Source organism: Cryobacterium sp. 10I1 (assembly GCF_035019805.1).
Classification (GTDB): Bacteria; Actinomycetota; Actinomycetes; order Actinomycetales; family Microbacteriaceae; genus Cryobacterium; species Cryobacterium glucosi.
The window spans coordinates 1-245 of the sequence record NZ_JASJVF010000673.1 but is presented as its reverse complement, the minus strand read 5'-3'; the positions used below and the strand labels follow the sequence as shown (position 1 = coordinate 245).

Sequence of the window (245 nt, the reverse complement as noted above, 5' to 3'; positions counted from 1 at the left end):
CGAGTTCGGGGACGAGTTCGGCGCGGAAGAACCGGTCCTCGAAGTCCTGCTCGATCGTGGGCAGGATGCGGTTGGTCGCGAACGCGCGGGCCTTGCGCGACCAGACGACCTCTTCTGGAGCGAGGAGGTCGTCGAGATCGAAGACCGAGTCGACGAGGGGGCTGGCGACGAGTGGGGTGGGGCGGCCTGATGCGGTCACGAGAGGTCCTGTTCGGTTCGGCGGAGCGCGGTGGGTGGTGCGGGAG

At 68.6% G+C, this 245-nt stretch carries 1 pseudogene; it reads right to left on the bottom strand.

The window, feature by feature from the left end:
* Positions 1-199, bottom strand: a pseudogene (locus QN345_RS20285) (acyl-CoA dehydrogenase); the annotation flags it as partial.
* Positions 200-245: the final 46 nt, after the last annotated feature.